The sequence below is a fragment of the Microtetraspora malaysiensis genome, from assembly GCF_050947145.1.
GTDB lineage: Bacteria > Actinomycetota > Actinomycetes > Streptosporangiales > Streptosporangiaceae > Microtetraspora_A > Microtetraspora_A malaysiensis.
Map to the genome: position 1 here is coordinate 8,798,253 of NZ_CP191998.1, position 21,911 is coordinate 8,820,163.

The following is a 21,911-nucleotide window of genomic DNA, read 5'->3' on the forward strand; positions in this document are numbered from 1 at the left end:
GCCGCCACGTCCGGACGTACCTTAGCCAACCGGCGCCCACTTCCACGTACCGTCGCGATCAGGCGGAAAACGCGGGCGAGCAACAGCGAACCACGCCACGTCGTGGCCCGGCCCCGAACAGCGCGAGGCGAACGGAGAAGGCCCGAGCGGCCCGGGTCAGGAGTGGCCGAGAGGCTCGGACTCGGTCTCGTCCACGGAGCCCTCGGACTCGGCGGGGCCACCCGGCCGCGCGCCCTGGGCCCCGGCCCCGGCCTCCTCTTCCTCCGCCTCGGCGGGCAGCAGGTCGTATCCGAGGTCGTCGAGGATCGGCGGCGGCTGGTCGCCGATCATCGAGGGCACCTTGGTGGCCTCGGAGTGGGCCCCGCAGCCGTGATCCGCGGCGACCACGCGCCCGTCGTCCGGGGCGTACTCGTTCGCGCAGACGCCGAACCCGAGGCGCAACGCGCCCGCGAGCGGCCAGTAGAACCCGCAGGTGGAGCACTGGGCCGGCGCCACGTGCGCGATGGGGCTGTGCGGGCCCGAGTCACCGGTGTGCCAGCGGCGCACCGCGAGGTCGCGGCCGAAGGCCGAGAGCACCCTGGCCCGGCCCAGGCCGTACTCGAAGATCATCTGACGGTCGGAGTCGTCGTCGGTGGCGGTGAATCCCGGCGCCAGCCGGTCGTCGTCGGCCTCGGCCGGGAGCAGGTCGCCCACGCCGAGGTCGCCGGGACGTAGCCGCCGGCTCCACGGGATCCAGTTCGGGGCGAGCAGCGCGCCCTTTCCGGGCACCAGCACGGTCTCGCTCACCGTCACGACACGCGCCCGCGACGCGCGCACGACGGTCACGGCCCAGCGCCACCCCTTGTACGCTCGATCAAGACACTCGAAGTAGTGCGTGACGATGCGGTCGCCCTCATTGTCGAAGCCGAGATGCGCGCCCACCTCCTGAGGACGGGCGATTTCCTCGGCGGCCCCTCGGGCCAGTTCGACGGCCGCAACACATGCCTGGTCCGCTGCGGTGCTTCGGGTTCGGGTGCGACTCACACTCCATTTTCACCCACGCCGCGAGCAGACGACACCCTGATCAGTGGGTAAGACTGGAATTCCCCAGGCTGGGAAGGGAGTCGTTCTTCGTGGGGAATGCCGGGAACCGACTGCGTCGCGCGACGCGTGCCACCGCCGACGCCTCCCAGCGGGGGGCGCGGTCGGTCGCGCACGCGGGACGGAAAATCGGGCAGGGATCCCGGAGCCTGGGACGGGCGACGCGCAGGCTCACCCACGCCCAGGGGGCCGGCCGTACCGGGCTCGGCCGCCTGATCGAGCTGACCTCCACGCACTCGGCGGGCGACGCGCTCGTCACCGTGGCGCTGGCGGGGGCGCTGTTCTTCAAGCTGCCGGTCGGCCAGGCGCGCGGCCAGGTCGCGCTCTACCTGCTGGTCACGATGATCCCGTTCACGGTGGTCGCGCCCTTCGTGGGGCCGGTGCTCGACCGGTACCGCTCCGGCCGCCGCTACGTCATGGCGGGGACGCTCTTCGCGCGGGGACTTCTGTGCTGGGGCATGGCGGCGGCGATCCGGCCATCCGACGCGCTCACGCTCTTTCCGGCCGCCCTCGCCGTACTGGTCCTGTCGAAGGCGTACAACGTGTCGCGGGCGGCGATCATGCCGAGCGTGCTGCCCGCCGACATCACCCTGGTCGCGGCCAACGCCCGGGTGGCGCTGTTCGCGCTGGTCGCCGCCGGTGCGGCGGCCGGGATCTCCACCGGGCTGACCGCCTGGCTGGGAGCCGACTGGGTCCTGCGCGCCACCACGGCGCTCTTCCTCGCCGCCGGAGTCGCCGCGGTACGGCTGCCGCGGCACGTCGACTCCCCGGATCTCGAAGCCGACCTCGCCCCCGAGGCCCCCGACGCTCCCGATACCCCTGACTCCCCCGACGACCCGTACGCGCCGGACGGCCCGGACGGCCCGGACGGCCCGGACGGCGCGGACCGGGGGCCGGGCGAACACGGTCAGGGCGGCACTCAGGGGAGGGCCCGGCCACGGCTGCTCCGGCGCGAGCTGATCCGATTCGGGCCGGTGGTGGGCGAGTCCATGTGGGCGAACACCGCGATCCGCGTGCAGGGCGGGTTCCTCGTCTTCTTCCTGCTCTTCCTCGTGCAGGACGGCAAGATCCCCGGCCTGGCGCCGCACATCACTCTCGGCCTGCTCGCGGTCGCGGCCGGCGGAGGTGGCTTCCTCGGGGCGGTGGTCGCCTCGTGGACCCGGTCACGTTCCCCTCGGGTCATCGTGCTCGGCACGCTCGCCCTGGCCACCGTCGCCACAGTCGTCACCGCGGTCTTCTTCACCCTGTGGACGGCGGTGCTCGTGGCGCTGGTGGCGGCCTTCGCCCAGGGCCTCGGCAAGCTCGCGCTGGACGCGATCGTGCAGCGGGAGGTCGCCGAGGAGGTGCGATCCTCCACGTTCGGCATCACCGAGGCGCTGCTCCAGATCGCCTGGGTGTTCGGCGGCCTGGTCGGCCTGGTGATGTCGCTGTCCGCGCACGGCCCGGCCGGGCTCGCCGTGGTCTCCGCCGCGCTCGCCGCCACGTTCGTCTGGCTCCTCGTACGGCGGCGCAGCCGGCTCGCCGCCGTCGCGCGGCAGGCCCCCGAGCCCGGCGGGACGCCGCCGGCGGAGCCGGACGGCGAGGCCGCGACGGCCGGTCGTGAAGGCGACGGTCAGGGCGACGGTGCGACGATCCCGCAGGACGGCGAGACGCCGCAGGGGCCGGTGTGGACACCGCACCAGGACCCCGACGTCACCCCCGTCATCCCGCGCGAGCCGCTGCGGCCCCGGCGGGACGACACCAAGCCCCTGACGAATCCGTACTGAGCCCGTGCTTGGGGCCCATGCTTGGGCCCACACTCGAGTCCGTGCTGAGGGCGGCGTCCCGGCGGGGCGTGCGGAGGGTCAGCCTTCGATGTCGTCCGCGACGGCGCGCAGCACGCTCGCGACCTTCTTCGCGTGCGCGGTGTCGGGGTGCTTCCCCTTCTGATAGGACGTCGAGATGTCGTCGAGCAACTTGATCAGGTCCTCGACGATGACGACCATCTCGTCCGGCTTCTTGCGCTTGCCCTTGGCCCGCACAGCCCTGGCGAGGGTCGGCGGCTGCTCGAGAACCCGGACCGACAGGGCCTGCTGGCCGCGACGGCCCTCGGCCACTCCGAACTCGACCTTCTGCCCGGGTTTGAGGACGTCCACGTCCTTGGGCAGCGCCGATGAATGCACGAAAACCTCACCGCCGTCGTCGCGGGTGAGGAAGCCGAATCCCTTGTCGGCGTCGTACCACTTGACCTTGCCACTCGGCACAGGGGTGACCTCGTTCAGACTGTCGTGAAAGGAATGGATGTAGGTTATGCCCGCGAAGGGCGCTTGTGGATCGCCTTGACGGCCGTGTTTTACAACGGGGAGACGGCGGTCCAGGAGTCGAACCACCCGGCGAAGTGGGTGAGGTCCTCCAGCACCACGTCAGCTCCATGATCGACTAGTTGATCCGCCGTGAACGCCCCGGTTGCCACCGCGACACTCGTGGCGCCACCGGCACGCGCCGCTTCGATGTCGGCTACGTGATCTCCAACATATGCTCCGGCACCGAAACTCGCGAGAGCCCGTCCCTTGTCCGCGCCGAAAACGGATCCGACGACCTCGTCCACGTCGAAGCCCAGCAGGTCCACGGTGCGCCGGGCGTCGCGCACGTTCTTGCCGGTGACCACGATGATCCGGCCGCCCACCCGGCGGACCGCGGCGAGTGCCTCGCGCGCCCCGGGCATGTGCTCCGTGGCGGGCAGCGCGATCTCCGGATACAGCTCCCGGAACAGCGCCACCGCGGCGGGCACCTCCTCCTCCGGCATCCAGTGGGCCAGCTCCACCTCCAGCGGCGGCCCGAGCCGGGAGACCACCACGTCCACGTCGATGGGGTAGGCGAGGCTCGGCAGCATCGCCTCGTACACGGCCGCGATCGCCGCGCGCGTGTCCGCCAGAGTCAGGTCAAGGTCGAATCCCACCGAGTTCACCTGATAAAGGATGCCAAAGCCCGACACGGCACCGCATCGGCATATAGCGGCACCGAACGGGCGGACCCGCCGGGGACGCGGCGGCCCTGGATCCGGCCGCCCGGGGCCCGGGGCGGCGGCACGGGCCCGGCACCGGCGCGGCGTCCGACGGGGAGCCGCGATCCCCGCCGGGCCGGCCGCCCTCGGAGCGGCCGCCTGCACCGGAGAAACCCTCGTATCCGTACTCCTACGATGAGAAGGATGAGCGACGGGATGAGCGGTGATTTCACCGCGTGGCTGCGCGGCCGCGCGGACGAGCAGCTCCGCGCCCTGGTGGCGGCCCGTCCGGAGCTCATGATGCCGGTCCCGCCGCACATCGAGGGGCTGGCGGCACGCGCCGGCACCCCCTCCGCGATCGGCCGCGCGCTCGACCGGCTCGACCGGTTCTCGCTCTCCGTGGTCGAGACGCTGACCCTCCAGCCCGGCCCCGCGGCGTACCGGGACCTGCGCGCGCTCCTCACCCGCGCGCTCCCGCACAGGAGCCGCGCCGAGGAGCGCCGGCGGGCCCAGGCGCTGGACGCCGCGCTCCGGGACGCGGTGGACCGGCTGCGTACGGCCTGCCTGATCTTCGGCCCGGACGAGGCGCTGCTGCCCGCGCCGGGGGTCACCGAAGCCCTCGACCCGCCGGCGGGTCTCGGGCCGCCCGCCACCCAGGTGTTCCGGCACCACCCGCCCGAGGCCCTCACCGCCCTGCTCGCCGACATCGCCCCGGGAGAAGCGGCCGATCCTCCGGTACGACGGCTGGCGGCGCTGCTCGCCGAGCCCGGCACCGTCGAGCGGCTGGTCGCCGAGGTGTCCCCGCAGGCGCGGGCGGCGCTGGACGAGCTGGCCTGGGGCCCGCCGAGCGGCCGGGTCGCGGGGGCCAGGCGCGAGATCCGCACGGCCACCGCGCGGTCGCCGATCGAGGAGCTGCTCGCCCGCGGCCTCCTGGGGGCGACCGGCGAAGAGACCGTCGCCCTGCCGCGCGAGGTGGCGCTGGTCCTGCGCGAGGGTCGCCTCCACCGGGACCTGTCCCCCGGGCCGCCCGAGATCGACGGCGTCGCCCGCGACCAGGCGCTGGCCGACCGGACCGCCGCCGGTCAGGCGTTCACCTTCGTCCGCACCGTCGAGGAGCTGTGCGAGCTCTGGAGTCACGATCCGCCGGGCGTCCTGCGCGCGGGCGGCCTCGCCGTACGGGATCTGAAACGGACGGCGCAGCTCCTTGACCTGCCCGAATGGACGGCCGGACTCGTGGTGGAGGTCGCGCACGCGGCCGGGCTCGTCTCCTCCGGCGGATCGGTCGACGGCGAGTGGCTGCCCACCTCCGCGTACGACGCGTGGCGGATCAAAGCGACCGAGGACAGATGGGCCGTGCTCGTGTCCGCCTGGGCGGGCATGGACCGCGCCCCCGGCCTCATCGGCGAGCGGGACGAGCGCGACCGGCCGATCAACGCGCTGCACCCGGACCTGCGCCGGTCGGCCGCCTCCGAGGTGCGCCTGCGCACGCTGTCGGTGCTCGCCGCGGCCGGCCCGGGCATCGCGCCCACGGCGGCGTCGGTGATCGGCCGCCTCGCCTGGGAGCAGCCGCGCCGCCGGGTCGCGCAGCGCGACCGGCTGGCCGAGTTCGCGCTGCGCGAGGCCGAGCACATCGGCGTCACCGGGCTCGGCGTCCTGTCCGGCCACGGCCGCGCGCTGCTGCGCGCCTTCCCTCCGTACGGGGCCGGGGAAGGCGGCGCCGGAGCCGGCCCGGCTGAGCTGCTCGCGCCGCTGCTGCCCACGCCGGTGGACCGGGTGCTGCTGCAGGCCGACCTGACCGCGGTGGCCCCCGGGCCGCTCGTCAGCGACCTCGGCCGCTGGCTCGCACTGGCGGCGGACGTCGAGTCCAAGGGCGGCGCGACCGTCTACCGATTCAGCGAGGGGTCGATCCGCCGGTCGCTCGACGCGGGCCAGTCGGCCGACGAACTCCTCGCGACGCTTGAGCGGCATTCGACCACGCCGGTGCCGCAGCCGCTGCGCTATCTGATCACCGACGTGGCGCGCAGGCACGGCCGGATCCGGGTCGGCACGGCCTCGGCGTACATCCGCTGCGACGACCCGGCGGTCCTGGACGAGGTGGTGGCCGACCGGCGCGCGACGGTGCTGCGCCTGCGCAGGCTCGCACCGACCGTGCTCGCGTCCAAGACGTCGCGAGCGACCCTGGTGGACGCGCTGCGGGCGATGGGTTACGCGCCCGTGGCCGAGTCCCTGGAGGGAGACATGCTGGTGGCGCGGGCGGACGCCCGGCGCACCGAGGGCCAGCCGCTCGCCCGGGGCGGGGCCGCGACCGCGCCCGACCCCGACATCGTGGCCGCCGCCGTACGCGCGATCAGGGCCGGAGACGACGCCCACCTCGCCCGCCGCGGGCCGGCGGACGCGCCTCGCGGGCAGGTCCCGCGCTCACCCTCGACCGCGACGATCACCGCCCTCCAGGAGGCGATCCGCCAGGGGACGCGGGTATGGATCGGCTATCTCGACTCGCAGGGGCACGCCACCAGCCGCATCCTGGAGCCGGCCCGGATGGAGGGCGGCTATCTGACCGCGTACGACGAGACCAGGGCGGCGGTCCACCGCTTCGCGCTGCACCGCATCACCGGCATCGCGGACGTGAACTGACGTTAAATCCGTTGCCGTCGGATGCCCGATTTGGCGATGATCCGGCTGACCGACGGGGTCCGGATTGGCGACCGGCCCCGTGCGGTCGCCGCGCTCCCCGTTTCGACGCCGTCCTCAGCATCGGAACGGGGAGCGCCATACCGTGATATTTCTGGAGTCCGACAATCTGCGGCGAGACGCGACAAAGGATCGACCGACGGTGACGACCCCAGACCAGCCGGGCCAGAACCCCAACGAGTGGCAGAGCCCGCAGAATCCGTACGGGGCCGATCCCCAGTTCGGCCAGCAGTACGGCTCCCAGTACGGCCAGGGGCCCTACGGGCAGCAGCCGTACGGGGATCCGGGGTACGGGCAGCAGCCGTATGGCCAGCAGGGGTACGGGTACCAGGGCCACCCCGGGCCGTACGGGCCCCCTTACGGCCAGCAGCCGTACGGGTACCCGCCCCGGCAGGAGGGCCCGCGCACTCACGCGATCGTGGCCCTCGTCATCAGCATCGTGCTGGCGCTGAGCTGCTACGTCTCACTCGGCGGCATCGCGGGCGCCATCCTGTCCGGCGTCGCGCTCAGCAAGATCGACACCGAGCCGGACACGTCCCGGCGCATGCTGAAGTGGACGTGGATCTCCATCGGCATCAACGTCGTCCTGCTCGTCATCGGGTTCGGCCTGCTCATCTGGGCCGGCGTGAACGGCTACCTCGACTAGTCCGGCTTCCGGGGACAACTCCTTTCACCGCGCAGCAGACGCGCTGCTCGCGGAGGGCGCACGACCCGAAGGCCAATGTGGGCGGCATTCCACGACTTGAGTTCCCGGATCCGCAGCAGGTGCTCCCGGCCCTACACACCCGGACGGCTGGCTTCCGAGGCCGCACTGCTGCGCCGATGACGCCCACCCGGGTGCGGGGACACACCGTGACCCACGGCCGATTGAGCCAACCTGGGAGTGATTCCGCTCGATCCCTTGTTTGATAGGCGGTAGCCGGACAAGGGAGCAGGCATTGAATGACGGACCGCTGATCGTTCAGTCGGACAAGACGCTGCTGCTCGAAGTCGACCACGAGCGGGCGGCCGAGTGCCGCAAGGCGATCGCGCCCTTCGCCGAGTTGGAGCGCGCCCCCGAGCACGTCCACACCTACCGGGTGACCCCGCTCGCGCTGTGGAACGCGCGCGCGGCCGGGCACGACGCCGAGCAGGTCGTGGACACGCTGATCGGGTTCAGCCGCTATCCGGTCCCGCACGCGCTCCTGGTGGACGTGGTCGAGACGATGGCCCGCTACGGGCGGTTGCGGCTGGAGAAGCACCCCACCCACGGGCTCGTGCTGACCAGCACCGACCGGGCGGTGCTCGAAGAGGTGCTGCGCGCCAAGAAGGTGCAGCCCTTGGTGGGCGAGCGGATCGACGCCGAGACCGTCATGGTGCACCCCTCCGAGCGCGGCAACATCAAGCAGATACTGCTCAAGCTGGGCTGGCCCGCCGACGACCTGGCCGGCTACGTCGACGGCGAGCACCACGCCATCGCGCTCGCCGAGGACGGCTGGACGCTCCGGCCGTACCAGCAGGAGGCGGCCGACGCCTTCTGGCACGGCGGCTCCGGCGTCGTCGTGCTGCCCTGCGGCGCGGGCAAGACGATCGTCGGCGCGGCGGCGATGGCGCACGCCCAGGCGACGACGCTCATCCTGGTCACCAACACGGTCTCCGCCCATCAGTGGAAGCAGGAGCTGATCAAGCGGACGTCGCTGACCGCCGACGAGATCGGCGAGTACACCGGCACCAAGAAGGAGATCCGGCCGGTCACCATCGCGACGTACCAGGTCATGACGACCAAGCGTCAGGGCGTCTACCGGCACCTGGAGCTGTTCGACGCCCGCGACTGGGGGCTCGTGGTCTACGACGAGGTCCACCTGCTGCCCGCGCCGATCTTCCGGATGACCGCCGACCTGCAGGCCCGCCGCAGAATCGGGCTCACCGCCACGCTGGTCCGCGAGGACGGCCGCGAGGGCGACGTGTTCTCGCTGATCGGCCCGAAGCGGTACGACGCGCCCTGGAAGGAGATGGAGAACCAGGGCTGGATCGCCCCGGCCGACTGCGTCGAGGTCCGGGTCACGCTCAGCGACGAGGAGCGGCTGGCCTACGCGATGTCGGAGGCCGAGGAGCGTTACCGCTTCTGCGCCACGACCCCGTCCAAGAACCGCGTCGCCGAGGCCCTCGTACGGCGGCACGCGGGCGAGCAGGTCCTCGTCATCGGGCAGTACATCGACCAGCTCGACGAGCTGGGCGAGCACCTGGACGCGCCGGTGATCAAGGGAGAGACGCGGGTACGCGAGCGGGAGCGCCTGTTCCAGGCGTTCCGCGACAAGGAGATCCAGGTGCTGGTCGTCTCGAAGGTCGCGAACTTCTCGATCGACCTGCCTGAGGCGTCCATCGCGATCCAGGTGTCCGGCACCTTCGGGTCGCGGCAGGAGGAGGCGCAGCGGCTCGGCCGCGTGCTCCGGCCGAAGGCCGACGGCGGCGGCGCCCGGTTCTACTCCGTGGTCAGCCGCGACACCGTCGACCAGGACTTCGCCGCCCACCGGCAGCGCTTCCTCGCCGAGCAGGGGTACTCGTACCAGATCATCGACGCTGACGAGGTGCTGGCCGAGGGGGAGGAGGACCCGGCGAGGTGACCCTTGCCGGGAGTTCCTCGGCGTGGGACGGCACGGCCGTCCCCTGCGTTCACGATCCGGTCCGGGTCGGCCCGGTCCGGTCGCGCTGTGTAACGGCCTAGGAAGCGTCTGACAGACACGACCTAGGTCCAGGAAAGACCGCGGGCTCGAGACAACCGCATCACCCCCTCGCAACGCCGACCAGTGCCCATCACAACCGGTCGCGGCATACCCCGTCATTGGCTCAAGACACGCGATTTGCGGGGATTTTTCGGCATTGATGCCGTGTCGGTTTATTCGATTTCGCACCGTATCGAGGTGATTACCAGGAGATCATCGCGAATGGCGTTCGAGAGCGCCGACACGGCCGGTCCGAGGCCGGGAAAACCGGTTGGGGGCCCATTCCGGCGCCGGTAGACTTCTGCGTTTCGCTACCCGCCGTCACCATCCGGCGAACCACCACCGACCCGCGAGGAGTTTCGCATGCCCGGACACCAGCTCGCCCCTGACATATCCACGCCGGATGACGTACTCGCCGCCGAACGCGCCCATCTGGCCCTCTCCCGTACCGCGCTGCGGAGGATGCGCGACCACGCGGCGTCGCTCTCCGCCGACGCGGCCGGCGACTGGGTCTCGCAGCAGGTCCTCCAGGCGCTGCTCGACCAGCGGGTCGCCGCCCTCGCCGACCACCCCGACACCCCGCTCTTCTTCGGACGGCTCAACCGCTCGGCGGCCGACGACCTCCCCGACACCATCTACGTCGGCCGCCGGCACGTCCACGACGACGACAGCCGGGCCCTCGTGATCGACTGGCGCGCTCCGGTCTCCCGCGCGTTCTACCAGGCCAGCCCGGCCGACTCGATGGGCGTCGCGCTGCGCCGCCGCTTCGGCTACCAGGGCGGCTCGCTCACCGCGTACGAGGACGAAACCCTCGACGGGCGCGAGCTGGGGCAGAGCAGACTGCTCACCGAGGAGATCGAGCGCCCCCGCACCGGCCCCATGCGCGACATCGTCGCCACCATCCAGCCGGACCAGGACGAGATCGTCCGCTCCGACCTGGGCGTGACCGTCTGCGTCCAGGGGGCGCCGGGCACCGGGAAGACCGCCGTCGGCCTGCACCGCGCGGCCTACCTGCTCTTCACCCACCGCGAGCGGCTGACCAGGTCCGGCGTGATGATCGTCGGGCCGAACCGCGCGTTCCTCTCCTACATCTCCTCCGTGCTGCCCGCCCTGGGCGAAGTGAAGGTCGACCAGTCCACCGTGACGGGCGTCCTCGGCGACCACGACCATCCCGAGGACCCGGTCGTGGCGGCGATCAAGGGCGACGCCCGGATGGCCGGCGTGCTGAAGCGCGCCCTCTGGCTGCACGTCGACAAGCCCGAGGAGGGCGTGCTCTTCACCAAGGGCGTCAACCGTTACCGCGTGGCCGACTACGAGGTGCGCGAGATCGTCGCCTCGCTGCGCGGCACCACCCGGTACGGCCCCGGCCGCGCCGCTCTCGCCCAGCGGCTGGCCAACGCCGTACTCGTGCAGATGGAGCGCCGGGGCGAGTCACCCGACGACCGGGTCCAGGACGCCGTGGCCCGCTCCCGCCCCGTGAAGCAGGTCCTGGACGCGGTGTGGCCGAAACTCGTGCCCGAGCAGGTCCTGTTCCGGCTGCTGTCCGACCCCGAGTTCCTCGCCCGCGCCGCCAAATCCGACCTGTCGCCGGAGGAGCAGGCGACGCTGGTCTGGCCCAAGCCGTACCGGTCGTACAAGTCGGCGCGCTGGTCGGCGGCGGACGCCGCCCTCCTCGACGAGCTGGCCGACCTCATCGAGCGCACCCCCTCGCACGGCCACGTCGTGGTCGACGAGGCCCAGGACCTGTCCGCGATGCAGCTGCGCGCCCTCGGGCGGCGCTGTCGCAACGGCGCGGCGACCATCCTGGGCGACATCGCCCAGGGCACCACCCCCTGGTCCGCCCGCTCATGGCAGGACGTGCTCGACCACCTGGGCCAGCCCTCGGGCGAGGTCACCGAGCTGACGCTGGGCTTCCGCGTGCCGCGCGAGGTGCTCGACTACGCCGCGCGCCTGCTCCCCTCCGTCGCGCCCGACCTCGCCGTCCCGCGCTCACTGCGCCCCGGCGCCGGCTCCCTTTCCGTACGGCGGGCCTCCGACCTGCGCGCCGAGATCGTGCAGGCGGCCGAACGGGCCCTCGCGCAGCCGGGCTCCATCGGCGTGATCGTGGCCGACTCCGCCGTTCCCGCGACGTCGACGGCCCTGTCCGAGGCGGGCGTCGAGCACGCCGTCCTCGGCCCCGACTCGACCGGCGACCACCGCCTGCTCGTCATCCCGGCGACCCTCGCGAAGGGTCTGGAGTACGACCACGTCGTCGTCGTCGAGCCCGCCGACATCGTCGCGGCCGAGGAGCGCGGCCTGGCCCGGCTGTACGTGGTCCTCACCCGCGCCGTCACGTCGCTGACCGTCGTCCACGAAAAGGACCTCCCCGCCGAACTGGCCGGATAGCCCCCATACGGATGCCCGAAAAGCCCCCCGAACGCACGTTCGGGGGGCTAACTTTATGTAGCGGCAAAATCACAGAACGGAACCCGGGCGGCGAGATCCCCCAAGAAAGGGCTTGCCCCGGCGAGCTTGAATCAGAGGCTCATCCGGGGCACCTGCAAGAAAAAAGCTTGCCCCGGGGCGCTTGCTCAGCAGAGGCACATCCCGGGGCTTCCGAGACAGATAGTAGCACGACGCATACGGAAGGGAGACGGAAAGTGACGATCGGAATTCAGAACGCGTTCTCGGCCGAACGCTTCAGGCCCTATCTCAGAGCATGCGATGACGATCTTCTAGCAGCAACCCGACTCTACGCATGGAACATCGAGATCTCCGCCGCGTTCCATGGCCCACTCCATTGCCTGGAGGTAGCGCTGCGCAATGCCTTGCACAGCCAGTTGGCGCAATTGTTCGAGAGGGTCGATTGGTGGGCGGCTTCGAACCTCTTTCTTGATCCCATCGCCCTACAGAAGATCGCTTCGGCGAAAGCCGATGTGGATCGAGCGCGCACGGCTCCAACGACAGGGCATGTCATCGCCTCCCTGATGTTCGGCTTCTGGGTCAACCTTCTGGCCAACAGCAACGACTACGAGACTCGCCTATGGCGCCCCGCGCTACACAAGGCGTTCCCCGGCTACAGCGGGAGACGAGGAGCACTTCATCGCGATCTCTACCATGTTCGACTACTTCGCACCAGGATCGCGCACTATGAACCCATCCACGGGCGACATCTCACCGCAGATCACGCGACCGTGCTGCGGGTGCTCGGCTACTTGTCGCCTGAAGTCGCCGATTGGGTGCGCCTGAACGACCGGGTGCCGGAGGTGCTGGCGCGACGGTGGGACGTCTGCGCGGCCGCCGTGCCGACCCGGTTGTCAGCTTCTCGGCCCTGAAGGGCGAGCTTGCAGCTCCTGGCCGTCGATGGCTTCGACGGTTCAGGCCGCGTCGTCGGCAGCGTGACTCACTGCCCAGCCCGCGACACCGCGCGAGGCGATGTTGCGGGCTGCGTTGACGTCGGCGTGCTCAGCGAAGCCGCACGACGTACAGGAGAAGGTTGCCTGGCTCGGCCGGTTGGCCTTGTCCACGTGCCCGCAGGCCGAGCAGGTCTGGGAGGTGTAGGCCGGATCCACATGGATCACCGCGACCCCGTGCAGGGCCGCCTTGTAAGCGATGAACGACCCGAGCTGGTGGAAACTCCACGAATGCAGCGTGACCCGCTGGGGCTTGCGGAGCCGTACCCGGTCACGGATCCCGCCCAGATCTTCCAGGGCGATGCCGCGTCCGGTGCGTTCTGCCTCGGTCACGATCTGCTTGGCGATGGTGTGGTTGGTGTCGGCGGCGAACCGTGCCTCCCTGCGGCGGCGCTTCTTCAGCAGCCGTTTGGCGGATTTGGTGGCCTTGGCCTGCAGTCGGCGGCGCAGCTCCCGGTTGCGGTGGCGGACCGCGTTCAGGCCCTTGCCGCAGTGGCGGGCGCCGTCGCTGGTGGTGGCGATGTTGGCGATCCCCACATCCACGCCGATGAACCCGTCCGGTTCGGTGACCGGAACATCAGGGATCTCACAAGTCGCGTACAGAAACCACATGCCGTCCCGGCAGACCAGGTCGGACTCACCTTTCCGGTACACCGCGAGCATCTTGAGCTGGCCGAGCGAGCCGACGAACGCGACATTCTTCACCCGGCCTGTCGTGGTCCAGATCGACACCGTGCGGGCCGTGTGGTCCCACGACAGGCAGCGGTCGTCGAACGGCTGCGCGGCATCGGCGCGGAAGGCGACCGGTTTACTCTCGGCCCGGATGCGGCGCGCACAGCCTTCCGATCCCAGGTTCCCCGCCCGGATGTTGGCTTTCAGGGTGGTGTAGGCGTCGGCGACCTTCTTGATCACATGCTGGGCGGCTTGCGCCCCCAGCCCGCGTGCTTTCACCTCGCGATAGGTGTGCTTGCGCAACGCGTACTCACGCCGGTCCCCGGTCGTGAACGCGGTCGCCGAGGCGAAGTTCGCCGCGTCGTTGCAAGCGCGCAGCGTCGCCTCCAGCGCCGCCACCTGCTCCGGCGTGGGCAGGAGCCTCACCTGCACCACCAGCTTCACGTCGAACACATTATCGGTTGGTTCATGTCGCCGTGATGGAAACCGAATCCGGATATCCGCAGAGTCGCAGTGCGGTCAACAGGTCTACGGCCTCCACGCGCATTCGGTCTTCCCTACCAAGTGCCGGAGGCGGCCATTTCTGGTCACCGTCGCACTTCGCGGCGTCCTGCGGCGACGGTTCACTGTCGATCATCAAGGAGTACATCGAGAACCAGAAACGCACGGACCAGCGTGCCGGGTGGCCCGGAGGGATCTCACCTCCAGGCCACCCGGCGGACTAGCGTGCGGGCGAGGCGAGGGAAGCGATTCCTCCCGAGCGTGAACGCCCGGGGTTCCTCGCTATATACCGCTGAACCCGGGAGGGGCGCCGTGGACCAGGCCTCCTGACCGCATGCCTGACATTTACCGCTTGCCGCGGATAAGGACGGCAGGCCACCATGGGGTCACGTGAACGAATCTCCCCCGGGTCCTCCCCCAGCCTCGGGTCCCCCTTATCCTCCGACGCCCGGCACCGGTCTCCCTCCGGGCGCACCGGGCCAGGGCTACGGATCCAGCCCGTACGGCCCGCCGCCCTACGCCGGCGCCCCTTACGGCCCCGGGGCGTACCCACCGGGCGGCTATCCGCCGGGCGGCGCTCCCTCGGCGAAAACCAACGGCCTGGCCGTGGCGTCGCTCGTCTTCGGGATCCTCGGCGGCGTGCCGATCGCCGTCATCCTCGGCGTCATCGCCCTGGTGCAGATCAAGAAGCGGCGCGAGCAGGGCCGCGGTTTCGCCGTCGCGGGACTCGCGGTCTCCGGCGTGTGGGTGCTGCTCCTCGCGCTCATCATGGCCCTCGGCCTGATGACGTCGGTGAAGCGGGACGACTCCGGCGAGATCACCGGCCGCGGCATCATGGACGTCACCGAACTGCGGGAGGGCGACTGCCTCAACGGCATCGCCGACGGCAAGGTCTCATACACCGTCACCGCCACGCCGTGTTCCGAACCGCACGACGCCGAGGTGATCACGCAGTTCGTCCTGTCCGTCGACGCGTGGCCGGGCACGGACGCGGCGGGCGACAAGGCGACGTCCGAATGCGAGAAACGGCTGGCACGCATCCTGGCGGACAGCCCGAAGCTCGACCGGCTCGCCAGCTTCTCCCTCTATCCGCCCGACGCCTCCTCCTGGAAGCGGGACCCCTCGGTCAAGTGCCTCGTGGTCGACGTGAAGGGCGGCAAGCTCACCGAGAAGGTCGCCCCCGGGAGCAGCGGCACCTAGCCCATGACACAGAGAAGGGCGGCTCCCCTGCGGGAACCGCCCTTCTCTGTGGACGAGCAGGCTCAGAAGTCCATGTCGCCGCCGCCGGGCATGGCGGGAGCGGCCGGGGTCTTCTCGGGCTTCTCGGCGATGACGGCCTCGGTGGTGAGGAACAGAGCCGCGATGGAGGCGGCGTTCTGCAGCGCGGAGCGCGTCACCTTGGCCGGGTCGAGGATGCCCGACTCGAACATGTTGACGTACTCGCCGGTGGCGGCGTTGAGGCCCTCACCCGGGGTGAGGTTGCGCACCTTCTCCACCACGACGCCGCCCTCGAGGCCGGCGTTCACGGCGATCTGCTTCAGCGGCTCCTCGAGCGCCTTGCGGACGATCGCGGCACCGGTGGCCTCGTCGCCGTTGAGCTCGAGCTTGTCGAACGCCTTGGCGCCGGCCTGCAGCAGGGCCACGCCACCGCCGGGGACAATGCCCTCCTCGACGGCCGCCTTCGCGTTGCGAACGGCGTCCTCGATGCGGTGCTTGCGCTCCTTGAGCTCGACCTCGGTCGCCGCGCCGGCCTTGATGACGGCCACGCCGCCGGCCAGCTTGGCGAGACGCTCCTGGAGCTTCTCGCGGTCGTAGTCGGAGTCGGTGTTGTCGATCTCGGCGCGGATCTGGTTCACGCGGCCGGCGATCTGCTCGGCGTCACCGGCGCCGTCCACGATCGTGGTCTCGTCCTTGGTGATGACGACCTTGCGGGCCTTGCCGAGCAGGTCGAGGGTGGCGTTCTCGAGCTTGAGACCGACCTCCTCGCTGATGACCTGGCCACCGGTGAGGATGGCGATGTCGCCCAGCATGGCCTTGCGGCGGTCACCGAAGCCGGGAGCCTTGACGGCCACGGACTTGAACAGGCCGCGGATCTTGTTGACGACCAGGGTGGCCAGGGCCTCGCCCTCGACGTCCTCGGCGATGATGACCAGCGGCTTGCCGGCCTGCACGACCTTGTCGAGCAGCGGCAGCATGTCCTTGTTGGCCGAGACCTTGGAGTTGACGATGAGGATGTAGGCGTCCTCGAAGACCGCCTCCATACGCTCCGGGTCGGTGACGAAGTAGCCCGAGATGTAGCCCTTGTCGAAGCGCATACCCTCGGTGAGCTCAAGCTCGAGGCCGAAGGCGTTGCTCTCCTCGACGGTGATGACGCCTTCCTTGCCGACCTTGTCCATCGCCTCGGCGATCATCTCGCCGATCTGGGCGTCGCCGGCGGAAATGGTGGCCGTGGAGGCGATCTGCTCCTTGGTCTCCACGTCCTTGGCCAGCTTGGAGAGCTCCTCGCTGACGCGCTCGACGGCGGCCTCGATGCCCTTCTTCAGGGACATCGGGTTGGCGCCGGCGGCGACGTTGCGCAGGCCCTCGCGTACCAGAGCCTGGGCGAGCACGGTGGCGGTGGTGGTGCCGTCACCCGCGACGTCGTCGGTCTTCTTGGCGACTTCCTTGACGAGCTCGGCCCCGATCTTCTCCCACGGGTCCTCGAGCTCGATCTCCTTGGCGATGGAGACACCATCGTTGGTGATCGTGGGGGCGCCCCACTTCTTCTCCAGCACGACGTTGCGGCCCTTGGGGCCGAGAGTCACCTTCACGGCGTCAGCGAGCTGGTTCATACCGCGCTCGAGACCGCGCCGGGCGTCCTCGTCAAACGCGATCATTTTGGCTGCCATAAGGCTAGACCTCCCAGTTGCAGGGTGGCTTGCGAGGACCGAGCCGACGCCCGCGACGGCATCGGGCCCGCATTCCCTTCGCAGACCCCATCGCCTCGATCCCGGTGTTTCTGTCACTCTCGACATCAGAGTGCCAACGAACTGTTTAGCACTCTACCCATGTGAGTGCAAGCTGCAACGGGCCTGAGCTGGCCGCATCGCTTTTTCGCACGTCGCGCATCATGGATCTACCCCGCCTGTACGGACGGTCCCACCACGCGGAGCCGCGAGACCGTCGTACGACGACCGCGAGGGCCGGCTTCAGGATCACACCGAGGGACCCGAAGGCCCCGCGCAGGGCGCGCCGCCGGGCACGCGAAGGCCCGGCTCGCCCCACGCGAACCGGGCCCCACGCCGGTGCTCCGCCGAAGCACCGCCAGATGCCGCCTCGAATCAAAGGACGGTGCGCACGGCCTCGGCCTGCGGACCCTTCTGACCCTGCGTGATGTCGAACTCCACCCGTTGCCCCTGCTCCAGGGCCTTGTACCCGTCCATCACGATTGCCGAGTAATGGACGAACACGTCCTTACCACCGTCTACCGCGATGAAGCCGTAGCCCTTGTCCGCGTTGAACCACTTGACGGTGCCCTGCGCCACTTTCCGACTCCTCTTGCTGGGCTGGAGATCACGCCCATTCCCGCGCGATCCATAACACCTGATCTCAATGAAGACACCGAGACCAGTGCTGACCGCCTTCACCGAAGAGGCCCCCGGTTACGTCGATCGTCCTCGACCATACCCGTGTCAAGCCGTAGGGCAACAGAGTCAATCCCCAAACTCGTTCTTGGCGTTCGCCCAAAGCGGGATCAGGACAATATTCGGTTAACCATTGGTTAGTTGAGAATTGCACTAATCGCCATAAGGTCCACATTAAGCACCATTAGCCAGAACCGCACGTCAACATGCAAACACCCACGTGCCGCGCCTGGCACGTGGGTGTCGCGAGGGCGCGGGCGGTCAGCCGCCGGCGACCGCGGGGATGACCGAGATCTGGATGCCGTCGGGGGTCGCCGTGTCCAGCCCCTCGACGAAACGGACATCCTCTTCACCGACATAAACGTTGACAAAACGCCGAATCTTACCCGATTCGTCGAGGATGCGGGCGCCGATGCCGGGATAGTCGGCGTCGAGCTTCTGCAGCACCTCGCGAAGGGTTCCACCTTCGCCGGACACCTCCGCGGCTCCACCCGTGTACGTGCGAAGAATCGTCGGAATCCGCACAGATACGCTCATTTTTCGCTCGCTTTCGTTGCTTCGTCGGTAAAACGCGGTCAGTTGGCGAAAGCCGTACGGAATGCCGCGAGGGAGGGGCGGATGACCGCGGCGGGCCGGGCCTCGGCCGCGACGGCGTCGAGCGTCTTCAGCCCGTCGCCGGTGTTGAGCACGACGGTCTCGGCCTCGGGGTCGAGCAGGCCGTTCTCGGTGAGCTTGCGCAGCACGCCGACGGTCACACCGCCGGCCGTCTCGGCGAAGATGCCCTCGGTGCGGGCCAGCAGCCGGATCGCCTCGACCACCTGGCCGTCGGTCACGTCCTCGACCGCGCCGCCGGTGCGCCGCGCGATGTCCAGCACGTACGGCCCGTCGGCCGGGTTGCCGATCGCCAGCGACTTGGCGATGGTGTCCGGCTTGACCGGCTGGACCACGTCGTGTCCGGCCTTGTAGGCGCCGGAGACCGGCGAGCAGCCCTCGGCCTGGGCGCCGAAGACGCGGTAGGGCTTGTCCTCGACCAGTCCCAGCTTGATCAGCTCACGGAAACCCTTGTCGATCTTGGTGAGCTGGGAGCCGGAGGCCACCGGGACCACGATCTGGTCGGGGATCCGCCAGCCGAGCTGCTCGGCGATCTCGTACGCCAGCGTCTTGGACCCCTCGGCGTAGTACGGCCGGAGGTTGACGTTGACGAAGCCCCACTTCTCGCCGAGCTCGTCGCCGATCAGCTCCGAGCAGAACCGGTTGACCTCGTCGTAGATGCCGTCGATGGCGACCAGACGGCCGCCGTAAACGGAGGCCATGGTGATCTTGGCCGCTTCGAGGTCGGAGGGGATGAACACGCACGAGTCGAGCCCGGCGCGGGCCGCCGCGGCGCCGACCGCTCCGGCGAGGTTGCCGGTGGAGGAGCAGGACAGGGTGTGGAAGCCGAAGTTGCGCGCGGCCTCCAGGGCGATCGCCACCACCCGGTCCTTGAAGGAGTGGGTGGGGTTGCCCGAGTCGTCCTTGACGTACAGCGAGCGGAGGCCCAGCTCGCCGGCGAGGGTGTCGGCCTTGACCAGCTTGGTCCAGCCGGGCTGGAGATTCGGCCGGGTCTCGACGTTCACGGGGACGGGGAGAAGCTTGCGGTATCGCCAGATGTTGGCCGGGCCGGCCGCGATCTCCTCGCGGGTCACCGGGCCGAAGTCGTAGGCCACCTCAAGCGGCCCGAAACACTCGACACAGGCGAAGATCGGGCCGAGTTCGTAGCGGGTGCCGCATTCACGACAGGAAAGGGCGGAGGCGGGACCGAAGTCGAGAGTGGTGTCTGCAGTGCTTGCGAGCGCCATGAAGCGAGGCCTTTCCCTCATCTTCGCTCGTGACCACCCTGGCCACGAGCCGGAATTGGCACCTGTCCCGGCCGGCCTCGTGGTCACGAGTACGGACACCGGGAAGGTTGCCGGGGCTTCGCAGGGCCGGTCCCTCCACCCCTCTGGATGAGCAATATTCAGTTGTGACCCGGCGGGGACCCGCGGGCGGCGCCCCGCTTGATCATCCGGGGACGTTTCCTAGCACTGTACCTTGTCGTCCCCGGCGTCCGATCCGGCGTCTCACCATTTGAGACCAACCGCACTATCAGGCAAGACGATCAGCCGTACGCCTCGCCCAGGGCCGTCTGCACGTACTTGCGCGCCTGATGGATGCGGGACTTCGCGGTGCCGAGCGGGATGCGGAGCTGCTCGGCCACCTCGGCGTAGTCGAGCTGGCAGATGTCGCGCAGGACCAGCGCCTGGGCGAGGTCGGGCTTCTCCGCCTCCAGCGCCTCCATCGCGTCCAGCAGGTCGAGCCGCGAGCCCGCGATCACGCTGACCCGGCGCGGGTCGGGACGCTGCTCCGGCAGCTCCTCCGCCTGCTCCGACGACCGCCGCTTCAGCGAGCGGTAGGTGGTGCGGGCGCAGTTGGCGGTCACGATGTGCAGCCAGGTGCTGAACTTCGCCCGGCCCTCGAACCTGCCGATGTTGCGCGCCACCGCGAGCAGGGTGTCCTGCGCGGCCTCCTCCGCGTCCTGCCGGTACGGCAGCAGCCGTTCGCAGTGCCGCAGTACGTCCGGCTCGATCCGGCGCAGCAGCTCGCCGAGAGCCCGGTGATCACCCTGGGCGGCCGATCGGGCCAGGTTCTCGGTCGTCTCGTCCAGTGCCATCTCTGTTCTCATCCCGCCTCGCGGGGGAGCCCGCGGTTCCTTTACATCCTATTGGCGACGATCAGGATTTTCTCTGGTCCCGCCCGGTAGGGTCGGGTGTAATGAGCAGCAACGTGCTGATCGCCTCCAATCGGGGGCCCGTCGCGTTCACCTTGTCGGACGACGGCGCGCTGACCATGCGCCGCGGCGGCGGCGGCCTCGTGTCCGGACTGTCCGAGGCGTTCAAGGGCTCGGACATGCTCTGGGTCTGCGCCGCGCTCTCCGACGGCGACCGCAGCGCCGCCCGGCTCGCGCCGGGCGGGCGGCTCGACCAGGCGGGATACGACACCGGGCGGCTGCGGATGCTCGACATCCCCCCGGCGACCTTCCAGCGCGCCTACAACGCGATCGCGAACTCGACCCTGTGGTTCGTCAACCACCTGCTCTACAACACCCCGACCAGCCCGGTCTTCGACCGGCGCTTCCGCCGGGAGTGGGCCTCCTACCAGGAGTACAACGGGGCGTTCGCCCGCGCCCTGGCCGAGGAGGCCGCGCACGGCGCCAAGGTGATGATCCAGGACTACCACCTCACGCTGGCTCCGGCCATGCTCCGGAACGAGCGGCCGGACCTGCGCATCTCCCACTTCTCACACACGCCCTGGGCCCCGCCCGAGTACTTCTCGCTGCTGCCCGACGACGTCGCCGCCGAGGTGCTGTGCGGCATCCTCGGGGCCGACCACGCCGGGTTCCTCACCGCGCGCTGGGCGGACGCGTTCATGGACTGCTGCGCCGCCATCCTGGGCGCGCGGGTGGACCGGGCCGCCCGTACGGTCACGTACGAGGGCTGGACGACGCGCATCGGGGTGCACGCCCTCGGCGTGGACGGCGCGGCCCTGCGGGCCAGGGCGGCCGAGCCGGACGTGGAGTCGCGCCTGACCGCGCTCAGGGAGCAGGTGGGCGACCGGCAGCTCATCGTCCGCATCGACCGCACCGAGCTGTCCAAGAACATCGTCCGCGGCCTGATGGCCTACCGCGAGTTCCTGGCGGAGCATCCCGAGTGGCACGGCAAGGTGGTCCACCTGGCCTTCGCCTACCCCTCGCGTCACGACCTGCCGGAATACCGCGAGTACACGGCGGCCGTGCAGCGGTGCGCCAAGGAGATCGAGGACGCCTACGCCACCGACGAATGGGACCCGCTCATCCTCAACGTGCACGACGACTACCCCCGCTCGCTCGCCGCGTACCGGCTGGCCGACGTGCTGCTGGTCAACCCGATCCGCGACGGCATGAACCTGGTCGCCAAGGAGGGCCCGATCCTGTCGCCGCACTGCGCGCTGGTGCTCTCCCGGGAGGCGGGGGCCGCCGCCGAGCTCGGCGCCGACGCGCTGCTGGTCAACCCCTTCGACATCTCGGGCACCGCGGCCGCGCTGCACGAGGCGCTCATCATGCCCGACGACGAGCGCAGGGAGCGGTGCGCCCGGCTCCGCGCGGCGGCCACCGCGCTCCCGCCCCGGCTGTGGCTGGAGGAGCAACTCAGCGTTTTGTCGTGACTGTCGGCCGCTGATCGCAGGTGATACGGTCTGCCGGCGTTTCCCAGGA

18 protein-coding genes and 1 riboswitch are annotated in these 21,911 nt (G+C 70.2%); of the genes, 9 read left to right on the top strand and 9 right to left on the bottom strand.

Annotation, left to right across the window (positions count from 1 at the left end; genetic code table 11):
* Positions 1 to 156: 156 nt before the first annotated feature.
* Positions 157 to 1,023: a DUF3027 domain-containing protein gene (locus ACQP1V_RS40985; RefSeq protein ID WP_433416802.1), complete on the bottom strand. Its 867-nt coding sequence runs from the start codon at positions 1,021 to 1,023 to the stop codon at positions 157 to 159.
* A gap of 89 nt (positions 1,024 to 1,112) precedes the next feature.
* Here ACQP1V_RS40985 and ACQP1V_RS40990 point away from each other — a divergent pair, with 89 nt between their 5' ends.
* The gene (locus ACQP1V_RS40990) at positions 1,113 to 2,846 is read left to right on the top strand and encodes an MFS transporter (RefSeq protein WP_433416805.1); all 1,734 of its coding nucleotides are present in this window, start codon (positions 1,113 to 1,115) and stop codon (positions 2,844 to 2,846) included.
* A gap of 78 nt (positions 2,847 to 2,924) precedes the next feature.
* On the opposite strand, the gene ACQP1V_RS40995 is transcribed toward ACQP1V_RS40990, so the two are convergent.
* Together ACQP1V_RS40995 and ACQP1V_RS41000 are read right to left on the bottom strand one after the other, a co-directional pair.
* Positions 2,925 to 3,323 (bottom strand): cold-shock protein, encoded by a 399-nt coding sequence (locus tag ACQP1V_RS40995; protein WP_433416808.1) that lies wholly within the window; start codon positions 3,321 to 3,323, stop codon positions 2,925 to 2,927.
* 89 nt (positions 3,324 to 3,412) lie between these two features.
* A complete protein-coding gene (locus tag ACQP1V_RS41000; protein WP_433416811.1) occupies positions 3,413 to 4,027 on the bottom strand; it encodes an HAD family hydrolase in 615 nt (204 codons plus the stop codon).
* 240 nt (positions 4,028 to 4,267) lie between these two features.
* Between ACQP1V_RS41000 and ACQP1V_RS41005 the strand changes: the two genes are divergently transcribed.
* The 5 genes from ACQP1V_RS41005 (at position 4,268) to ACQP1V_RS41025 (ending at position 12,770) form a co-directional block, all read left to right on the top strand.
* A complete protein-coding gene (locus ACQP1V_RS41005) occupies positions 4,268 to 6,697 on the top strand; it encodes a helicase-associated domain-containing protein (protein WP_433416814.1) in 2,430 nt (809 codons plus the stop codon).
* Between the two features lie 199 nt (positions 6,698 to 6,896).
* Positions 6,897 to 7,400: a hypothetical protein gene (locus ACQP1V_RS41010; RefSeq protein WP_387409001.1), complete on the top strand. Its 504-nt coding sequence runs from the start codon at positions 6,897 to 6,899 to the stop codon at positions 7,398 to 7,400.
* A 292-nt stretch (positions 7,401 to 7,692) separates the two neighbouring features.
* Positions 7,693 to 9,357: a DNA repair helicase XPB gene (locus ACQP1V_RS41015; RefSeq protein WP_387409000.1), complete on the top strand. Its 1,665-nt coding sequence runs from the start codon at positions 7,693 to 7,695 to the stop codon at positions 9,355 to 9,357.
* A gap of 462 nt (positions 9,358 to 9,819) precedes the next feature.
* Positions 9,820 to 11,841: a HelD family protein gene (locus tag ACQP1V_RS41020; protein ID WP_433416818.1), complete on the top strand. Its 2,022-nt coding sequence runs from the start codon at positions 9,820 to 9,822 to the stop codon at positions 11,839 to 11,841.
* A gap of 254 nt (positions 11,842 to 12,095) precedes the next feature.
* Positions 12,096 to 12,770 (top strand): hypothetical protein, encoded by a 675-nt coding sequence (locus ACQP1V_RS41025; RefSeq protein ID WP_433416821.1) that lies wholly within the window; start codon positions 12,096 to 12,098, stop codon positions 12,768 to 12,770.
* Between the two features lie 42 nt (positions 12,771 to 12,812).
* On the opposite strand, the gene ACQP1V_RS41030 is transcribed toward ACQP1V_RS41025, so the two are convergent.
* Positions 12,813 to 13,964: an RNA-guided endonuclease InsQ/TnpB family protein gene (locus tag ACQP1V_RS41030; RefSeq protein WP_433416824.1), complete on the bottom strand. Its 1,152-nt coding sequence runs from the start codon at positions 13,962 to 13,964 to the stop codon at positions 12,813 to 12,815.
* Positions 13,965 to 13,999: 35 nt separating this feature from the next.
* On the opposite strand from ACQP1V_RS41030, the gene ACQP1V_RS41035 reads away from it, so the two are divergent.
* Both ACQP1V_RS41035 and ACQP1V_RS41040 read left to right on the top strand, forming a co-directional pair.
* Positions 14,000 to 14,245 (top strand): transposase, encoded by a 246-nt coding sequence (locus tag ACQP1V_RS41035; protein WP_433416827.1) that lies wholly within the window; start codon positions 14,000 to 14,002, stop codon positions 14,243 to 14,245.
* Positions 14,246 to 14,627: 382 nt separating this feature from the next.
* A complete protein-coding gene (locus ACQP1V_RS41040) occupies positions 14,628 to 15,221 on the top strand; it encodes a DUF4190 domain-containing protein (protein WP_433416830.1) in 594 nt (197 codons plus the stop codon).
* Between the two features lie 62 nt (positions 15,222 to 15,283).
* Here the strand turns inward: ACQP1V_RS41040 and groL are convergent, their stop codons facing one another.
* The 5 genes from groL to ACQP1V_RS41065 all read right to left on the bottom strand — a co-directional run bounded on the left by groL (position 15,284) and on the right by ACQP1V_RS41065 (position 20,333).
* Positions 15,284 to 16,909: a chaperonin GroEL gene (gene groL / locus ACQP1V_RS41045; RefSeq protein WP_433416833.1), complete on the bottom strand. Its 1,626-nt coding sequence runs from the start codon at positions 16,907 to 16,909 to the stop codon at positions 15,284 to 15,286.
* A gap of 432 nt (positions 16,910 to 17,341) precedes the next feature.
* The gene (locus ACQP1V_RS41050; RefSeq protein WP_067139867.1) at positions 17,342 to 17,545 is read right to left on the bottom strand and encodes a cold-shock protein; all 204 of its coding nucleotides are present in this window, start codon (positions 17,543 to 17,545) and stop codon (positions 17,342 to 17,344) included.
* Between the two features lie 360 nt (positions 17,546 to 17,905).
* A complete protein-coding gene (locus ACQP1V_RS41055; RefSeq protein WP_433416836.1) occupies positions 17,906 to 18,181 on the bottom strand; it encodes a MoaD/ThiS family protein in 276 nt (91 codons plus the stop codon).
* A gap of 38 nt (positions 18,182 to 18,219) precedes the next feature.
* On the bottom strand, positions 18,220 to 19,482 hold the full coding sequence (gene thrC, locus ACQP1V_RS41060; protein ID WP_433416839.1) for a threonine synthase: 1,263 nt from the start codon (positions 19,480 to 19,482) through the stop codon (positions 18,220 to 18,222).
* A gap of 14 nt (positions 19,483 to 19,496) precedes the next feature.
* Positions 19,497 to 19,636: riboswitch (SAM riboswitch) on the bottom strand.
* Positions 19,637 to 19,781: 145 nt separating this feature from the next.
* Positions 19,782 to 20,333, bottom strand: coding sequence for an RNA polymerase sigma factor (locus ACQP1V_RS41065; protein WP_067139860.1), 552 nt, complete (start codon positions 20,331 to 20,333; stop codon positions 19,782 to 19,784).
* Positions 20,334 to 20,434: 101 nt separating this feature from the next.
* On the opposite strand from ACQP1V_RS41065, the gene ACQP1V_RS41070 reads away from it, so the two are divergent.
* Positions 20,435 to 21,862: an alpha,alpha-trehalose-phosphate synthase (UDP-forming) gene (locus tag ACQP1V_RS41070; protein WP_433416843.1), complete on the top strand. Its 1,428-nt coding sequence runs from the start codon at positions 20,435 to 20,437 to the stop codon at positions 21,860 to 21,862.
* Positions 21,863 to 21,911 lie beyond the last annotated feature (49 nt).

What these genes read in the sequence shown, in the direction of transcription:
- thrC (WP_433416839.1), bottom strand. Translation starts at nt 19,482, where the DNA reads ATGGCGCTCGCAAGCACTGCAGACACCACTCTCGACTTCGGTCCCGCC.
- ACQP1V_RS41035 (WP_433416827.1), top strand. Translation starts at nt 14,000, where the DNA reads ATGGAAACCGAATCCGGATATCCGCAGAGTCGCAGTGCGGTCAACAGG.
- groL (WP_433416833.1), bottom strand. Translation starts at nt 16,909, where the DNA reads ATGGCAGCCAAAATGATCGCGTTTGACGAGGACGCCCGGCGCGGTCTC.
- ACQP1V_RS41005 (WP_433416814.1), top strand. Translation starts at nt 4,268, where the DNA reads ATGAGCGACGGGATGAGCGGTGATTTCACCGCGTGGCTGCGCGGCCGC.
- ACQP1V_RS41020 (WP_433416818.1), top strand. Translation starts at nt 9,820, where the DNA reads ATGCCCGGACACCAGCTCGCCCCTGACATATCCACGCCGGATGACGTA.
- ACQP1V_RS41065 (WP_067139860.1), bottom strand. Translation starts at nt 20,333, where the DNA reads ATGGCACTGGACGAGACGACCGAGAACCTGGCCCGATCGGCCGCCCAG.
- ACQP1V_RS41070 (WP_433416843.1), top strand. Translation starts at nt 20,435, where the DNA reads ATGAGCAGCAACGTGCTGATCGCCTCCAATCGGGGGCCCGTCGCGTTC.
- ACQP1V_RS41055 (WP_433416836.1), bottom strand. Translation starts at nt 18,181, where the DNA reads ATGAGCGTATCTGTGCGGATTCCGACGATTCTTCGCACGTACACGGGT.